The sequence below is a fragment of the Streptomyces flavofungini genome (assembly GCF_041028215.1).
In the GTDB taxonomy this organism is placed as follows: Bacteria; Actinomycetota; Actinomycetes; order Streptomycetales; family Streptomycetaceae; genus Streptomyces; species Streptomyces flavofungini_B.
The window spans coordinates 1-6,571 of sequence record NZ_JASKYR010000495.1 but is presented as its reverse complement, the minus strand read 5'-3'; the positions used below and the strand labels follow the sequence as shown (position 1 = coordinate 6,571).

General features: G+C 73.6%; 4 protein-coding genes and 1 pseudogene. 1 reads left to right on the top strand and 4 read right to left on the bottom strand.

Annotation, left to right across the window (positions count from 1 at the left end; translation table 11 throughout):
• The 4 genes from meaB to AB8Z36_RS27940 form a co-directional block, all read right to left on the bottom strand.
• The coding region (gene meaB / locus AB8Z36_RS27955; RefSeq protein ID WP_369216159.1) for a methylmalonyl Co-A mutase-associated GTPase MeaB at positions 1 to 993 on the bottom strand (993 nt) is incomplete at its 3' end.
• 13 nt (positions 994 to 1,006) lie between these two features.
• Positions 1,007 to 3,208 carry a methylmalonyl-CoA mutase gene (gene scpA / locus AB8Z36_RS27950; protein ID WP_369216158.1) on the bottom strand — a complete coding sequence of 734 codons (2,202 nt, stop codon included), beginning with the start codon at positions 3,206 to 3,208 and terminating at the stop codon, positions 1,007 to 1,009.
• Entirely contained in the window at positions 3,208 to 5,055 is a 1,848-nt protein-coding gene (locus AB8Z36_RS27945) for a methylmalonyl-CoA mutase family protein (RefSeq protein WP_369216157.1), read from the bottom strand. The genes scpA and AB8Z36_RS27945 overlap by 1 nt, the downstream gene beginning before the upstream one ends.
• Before the next feature lie 124 nt (positions 5,056 to 5,179).
• Complete coding sequence (locus AB8Z36_RS27940) at positions 5,180 to 5,968, bottom strand: GNAT family N-acetyltransferase (RefSeq protein ID WP_369216156.1); 789 nt, start codon at positions 5,966 to 5,968, stop codon at positions 5,180 to 5,182.
• A 370-nt stretch (positions 5,969 to 6,338) separates the two neighbouring features.
• Here AB8Z36_RS27940 and AB8Z36_RS27935 point away from each other — a divergent pair.
• Positions 6,339 to 6,571 (top strand): annotated as a pseudogene (locus AB8Z36_RS27935) (SAV_915 family protein); the annotation flags it as partial.

Sequence of the window (6,571 nt, the reverse complement as noted above, 5' to 3'; positions counted from 1 at the left end):
GTCCGGCGCCGTCCCCTGGAACGCCTCCAGGATCAGCTCGGCCGCCGACGTGGCCGTCAGGGTGCCCTCGCGGACCCGCTGTTCGACCTCCGGCGTCACCCGGCGGACCCCGTCGTGGCTCCGGAGCCTGCCGAGCAGCTCGTCGCGCACCATCGCCCACGTCCAGTCGATCTGCTGGTCGCGGCGCTTGGCGGCGAGGCGACCCGTCGAGTCGAGCAGCGTGTGGTGCTGCTGGAGCCGGTCCCAGAGCGTGTCGAGGCCGCTCGACTCGCGCGCGCTGCACGTCAGGACGGGCGGCGTCCACGCGGCGTCGCTGGGGTGCATCAGGCGCAGAGCGCCCGCCAGTTCGCGCGCCGCCGAGCGGGCGTCCCGCTCGTGCGGACCGTCGGCCTTGTTCACGGCGATGACGTCCGCTAGTTCGAGGACGCCCTTCTTGATGCCCTGGAGCTGGTCGCCCGTGCGGGCGAGGGTGAGCAGCAGGAACGTGTCGACCATGTTCGCCACGGCCGTCTCGGACTGCCCGACGCCCACGGTCTCCACGAGCACCACGTCGTACCCCGCCGCCTCCATCACCACGATCGACTCCCGGGTCGCCTTGGCGACCCCGCCGAGCGTCCCGGCGGAGGGAGAGGGCCGTACGAAGGCGGCCGGGTCCAGCGAGAGCCGCTCCATCCGGGTCTTGTCACCCAGGATGGAGCCGCCCGTGCGCGTGGAAGAGGGGTCGACGGCGAGTACCGCCACCCGGTGCCCGAGCGAGGTCAGCATCGTGCCGAGCGCGTCGATGAAGGTGGACTTGCCGACGCCGGGCACCCCGCTGATGCCGATCCGCCGCGCCCGCCCGCTGTGCGGGAGCAGCTCGGTCAGCAGCTCCTGGGCGAGCGCCCGGTGCTGCGGCCGGGTCGACTCGACGAGGGTGATCGCGCGCGCGACGAACGCGCGCTTCCCGTCGAGGACGCCCTTGGCGTACGCGTCGATGTCGATGGTGGCAGGCAGGGGGCTCACCGGCTCACAGGTCGTGGCCGAGATCGGCCGCCAGTCGCTTCACCAGGTCGTGCGCCGCGTCGGGGATGACCGTGCCGGGCGGGAACACCGCCGTGGCGCCCGCCTGGTGCAGCGCCTCGATGTCCTGCGGCGGGATCACCCCGCCCACCACGATCATGATGTCCTCGCGGCCCTCGGCGGCCAGTTCCTCGCGCAGCGCCGGTACGAGGGTGAGGTGCCCGGCGGCCAGCGAGGAGACGCCCACGATGTGCACGTCCGCCTCGACGGCCTGGCGTGCGACCTCCGCAGGGGTCTGGAAGAGCGGGCCGACGTCGACGTCGAATCCGAGGTCGGCGAAGGCGCTCGCGATGACCTTCTGGCCCCGGTCGTGGCCGTCCTGGCCCATCTTGGCGACCAGGATGCGCGGGCGGCGGCCCTCGGCCTCGTCGAAGGCGTCCACCAGGGCGCGGGTGCGCTCGACGGACGGGGACTGGCCTGCTTCGGTGCGGTACACACCGGAGATCGTACGGATCTGGCCCGCGTGGCGCCCGTACACGCTCTCCAGGGCGTCGGAGATCTCGCCGACGGTGGCCTTGGCGCGGGCCGCGTCCACCGCGAGCGCGAGCAGGTTTCCCTCAAGACCGGGCCCTGAGCCGCGCTGGGCCGCCGAGGTCAGCGCGCGCAGGGCGTCCTGGCAGACCGCGTCGTCGCGCTCCGCGCGCAGCCGCCGCAGCTTGTCGATCTGCTGGGCGCGCACGGAGGAGTTGTCGACCGCGCGGACCTCGATCTGCTCGTCGGTGTCGACGCGGTACTTGTTGACGCCGATGACCGGCTGCCGCCCGGAGTCGATGCGGGCCTGGGTGCGCGCGGCGGCCTCCTCCACGCGCAGCTTGGGGATGCCGGCGTCGATGGCCTTGGCCATGCCCCCGGCCGCCTCGACCTCCTCGATGTGCTGCCAGGCACGCCGGGCCAGGTCGTACGTCAGCTTCTCCACGTACGCGCTGCCGCCCCACGGGTCGATCGTGCGCGTCGTGCCCGACTCCTGCTGGATCAGGAGCTGGGTGTTGCGGGCGATGCGGGCGGAGAAGTCGGTGGGCAGCGCGAGCGCCTCGTCCAGGGCGTTGGTGTGCAGGGACTGGGTGTGGCCCTGGGTCGCGGCCATCGCCTCGACGCAGGTGCGCGTGACGTTGTTGAAGACGTCCTGCGCGGTCAGCGACCAGCCCGAGGTCTGCGAATGGGTGCGCAGGGAGAGCGACTTGGCGTTCTTCGGGTCGAACTGCTTCACCAGCTTCGCCCAGAGCAGGCGCGCCGCGCGGAGCTTGGCGACCTCCATGAAGAAGTTCATGCCGATCGCCCAGAAGAACGACAGACGGGGCGCGAACGCGTCGACGTCCAGGCCCGCCCGCTGCCCGGCCCGCAGGTACTCCACGCCGTCGGCGAGGGTGTACGCCAGCTCCAGGTCGGCCGTCGCACCGGCTTCCTGGATGTGGTAGCCGGAGATGGAGATGGAGTTGTAGCGCGGCATCTTCTGCGAGGTGTAGGCGAAGATGTCCGAGATGATCCGCATCGAGGGCGTCGGCGGATAGATGTAGGTGTTGCGGACCATGAACTCCTTGAGGATGTCGTTCTGGATGGTCCCCGCCAGCTTCTCGGGCGGTACGCCCTGCTCCTCGGCGGCCACGATGTACAGCGCGAGCACGGGAAGCACGGCGCCGTTCATCGTCATCGACACCGTCATTCTGTCCAGCGGGATGCCGTCGAAGAGCTGGCGCATGTCGTAGATCGAGTCGATGGCGACACCCGCCATGCCGACGTCACCGGTCACACGTGGGTGGTCGCTGTCGTAGCCCCGGTGGGTCGGCAGGTCGAAGGCGACCGAGAGGCCCTTCTGCCCGGCGGCGAGGTTGCGCCGGTAGAAGGCGTTGGACTCCTCCGCGGTGGAGAACCCGGCGTACTGCCGGATCGTCCAGGGCTGGTTCACGTACATCGTCGGGTACGGGCCGCGCAGGTACGGGGCCACGCCGGGGTAGGTGCCGAGGAAGTCCAGGCCCTCCAGGTCGGCGCCGGTGTACAGCGGCTTGACGCCGATGCCCTCCGGGGTCTCCCACAGCAGGTCGCTCTCCGACCGGCCCGAGGCCTCCTTCACGGCGGCGCGCCACTGCTCGGGCGAGCCCCCGGTGCCCGTGCCGGGACCCAGGTCGACGGAGGAGAAGTCGGGGATGCGCATTACGCCACTCCCATGCGGTCGAGGGTGGAGGAGAGCACGGCCACGGCGTCGCACCCGGCGTACACGCAGGTGTCGACGCCTTCGTACGTGCCGCGTCCCGCGAGGAAGACATGCCCGGCGCCCGCGCCCTTGAGCGCCTCGGCGACCGCCGCTGCCTGCTCGGCGTAGAGCGCGTCGCTCGAACAGATGACCGCCTCCGGCGCGCCGGAGGCCCGGAAGGCGTCGGCCGCCGTCGCCGCGTCCACCGTGACCGGTTCGTGCACGGCCTCGATGCCGCCCGCCTGGAACAGGTTCGCGGCGAAACCGGCCCGCGCGGTGTGCGCGGCGGCCGGGCCGAGCGCCGCGAGGAACACCTTCGGGCGCTTCCCGGTCGCGGCGAGATGGGCGTCGGAGCGGGCGCGCAGGGCTTCGTAGGCCTCGTCGCGCCGGACCCGGGGCAGGCCGCCCGCCGGTGCGGACGGCGCGGCCTCGCGCTCCACGGGGCGCTCCGCCAGGTGCGGGAACTCACTGACCCCGGTGATCGGTTCGCGGCGCCTGGCCAGCTTCTCGCTGCGGGCGGCCCAGGTCGCGGCGAGGCGCTCGCCGATCAGGCCGGAGCGCAGGGCGGCGGCCTGGCCGCCCGCGCCCTCGATCTCCTGGAAGAACGCCCAGGCGGCCCGGGCGAGGTCGTCGGTGAGCCGCTCCACGTACCAGGAGCCGCCCGCCGGGTCGATCACGCGGGCCAGATGCGACTCGTCGATCAGGATCGTGGAGGTGTTGCGGGCGATACGGCGCGCGAACGCGTCCGGCAGGCCCAGCGAGTGGTCGAACGGCAGCACGGTGACGGCGTCGGCGCCGCCGACCCCCGCCCCCAGACAGGCCACCGTCGTGCGCAGCATGTTCACCCACGGGTCACGGCGGGTCATCATCACCGGCGAGGTCACGGCGTGCTGGCGCTGCGCCCCGGCGGCGGGCGCGCCGCACACCTCGGCCACCCGCGCCCAGAGGCGGCGCGCGGCACGGAGCTTGGCGATGGTCAGGAACTGGTCGGCGGTCGCCGCGTACCGGAACTCCAGCTGGGCGCAGGCCTCCGGCACGGAGAGCCCCGCCGCCGTCAGCTCGCGCAGATAGGCGACGCCGGTCGCCAGGGACGCGCCGAGCTCCTGCGCGGCGGAACCGCCCGCCTCGTGGTACGGCAGCGCGTCCACGGCAAGCGCCCGCAGCTCCGGGTACTCCCGCGCGCACACCTGGGCGAGCTCGACGGCCCCTGCCGGGTCCAACGCCTCGCCGGAGCGGGCCTCGTGGCCGAGCACGTCCGCGCCGAGCGTGCCGCGCGCCGACTCCCTCGGGACGCCCGCGGCCTCGTACAGCGCGAACAACGCGCGGGCCGCCGGGCCGAATTCGGCGCCCGCGTCGAGCGCGACGGGCGCGAGGTCGAGATAGACGCCGTCGAGCGCCCGCGGCAGCGCGGCCACGGGCACGCCGTTCGCGCCCACGCCGAGCCACAGCGAGGAGACGCCGTTCTCCAGGTCCGCGAGCACGGCCTCGTTGGTGCGGGCGGGATCGGCGCTCGTGTGCCGCTGCCGCACGTCCCAGCCCGCCGGGGCGCTGCCACCGGGTGTGCCGCCCCGTACGAAGGGGGCGAAGCCGGGGTGGCCGGCGGCGGGCGCGGCGTCACGGGAGGTGTACAGGGGGCGGGTGATGAGCCCGTCCTCAAGAGCGGTGGACAGCGCTTCCTCTGCGGCCGTCCCCGATACGTCCTTACCCGATTTGCGCAGCACGCCTTCCACCAGGCGCTGCCACTGCTCATGGGTCGCATCAGGGAACTCGGCGGCCAGGGAAAGCCCGTCGTCAGGCAGGACCGTCATGCCCCGATGCTAGGGGTCAACCCCTGGCACGCGGTGCCACCCACGGCTGTGACCTTGCCCTCTTCTGATCGCTCTTGATCTCTAACGAGCGTAGGGCTAGGGCTCAAGCGCTCGCTCGCGCGGCTCACGCGGAGACCCGGGGCGGGGACTGCGGGCGTGCCGTGGCGGCCCCGGTGACATGGCGGACGTACTCGCGCTCAAGGCGGAACCCGGCCGTCCAGGCAAGCAGGCGGCTGAGGCGGTTGCCGCGTCCGCAGGACCAGCTCGCCGTGCGGCCCCGCGCCGTGACCTCGGCGCACAGGGCGGCGACACACGCCAGCGCCAGACGTTCGTGGCGGTGCTCCGTCGGAGTGAGGACGGCGAGCTGCTCGTGCGTGGTGCCGGCGAAATAGCCGCAGGCGACCGTGAGCACCCTGCCGCCCCGGTCGAAGGCGGCCCAGCCGTGCCCGGAGGCGGCGAGGCCCTCGGGCCCGCCCCAGCTCGCGTGGATCCAGGCGGCGGCCGGGTGGAGCCGCGCCAGGGCTCCGGCGTCGGCGGCCCGGAGACGGCGTACGGTCACGCCTCGCGGCGGCCGGGGCGCGGCCACCGGCTCGCGGTGCGCGTACACCAGGCGTTCCGCGGGGACGACCCGGTCGAAGGCGGTACGGAACAGCGGCAGGAAGTCCGGCGGCGCCTCGACGCGGCTGTGCGCGAAGGGGGCGACCAGCTCCGGTGTGAGTGCGCCGGGGTCGCCTCTGAACAGGACGTTTCCCGCGCAGGAGACCGCCACGGCTCTCGGGCTGAGGGCGCGGTCGCCCCACCAGGCGCCGACGCCCGTGGCGGCGACGTGCTCGGCGAGGGCCGAGGATTCGGGCGCCCCGGAGTCGAACCAGCGGGCCACGGCGGGAAGGCGGTGCGGTGAGAGCCGGAACATGAGGCACTCCTCGGGGGGTGAGACCTTCGGGTGAAAACGGTGCGGGAGCCCGGCGGGGGCGCCCGCTTCCTCCCTGCCCGGGTTCCCGCCGAGCCCGATATTCAACTGGCCCGCGCGCGGCGGCTCAAGAGGGCCTCGTCGGCCTTGCCGAAGCCTGCCGAACTCTGCTGGGGGCGCCGCCGGGCCCGCCGGGGGCCACCGCGGGGCCTGGCCGGAAAGCGCCGCAAGCAGCACGTCAGGGTCGGGCCCCCGGGCGTCAACGTCGCGTCATGGCACGGGATTCGGCACCCCGTGCCGGGCATAACGTCACCGTGTGCCGCCCGCCGACCGGCCCCCGGCACGACCGGACTCTCTCCTACGGAGGAACTTCATGGCAGAGCTCCAGCTCGGCGAGGACCCCGAGCCCTGCGAACCCGGCCCGGCCGGGCCGCTCTTCGTCCCTGTCCGGCCGGCTCGGCGAGCGCACCGCCGTCGCCTTCACCAGCCCGCAGCGCCTCGGCGCCGCCCTGGGCGCCCGCCAGCCGTGGATCAGACTCGCCGAACCGGCGCTGCGCGCGCTCACCGCGCCGCTCGGTGTGGTCGCCCTCACGGTCGACCCCACGC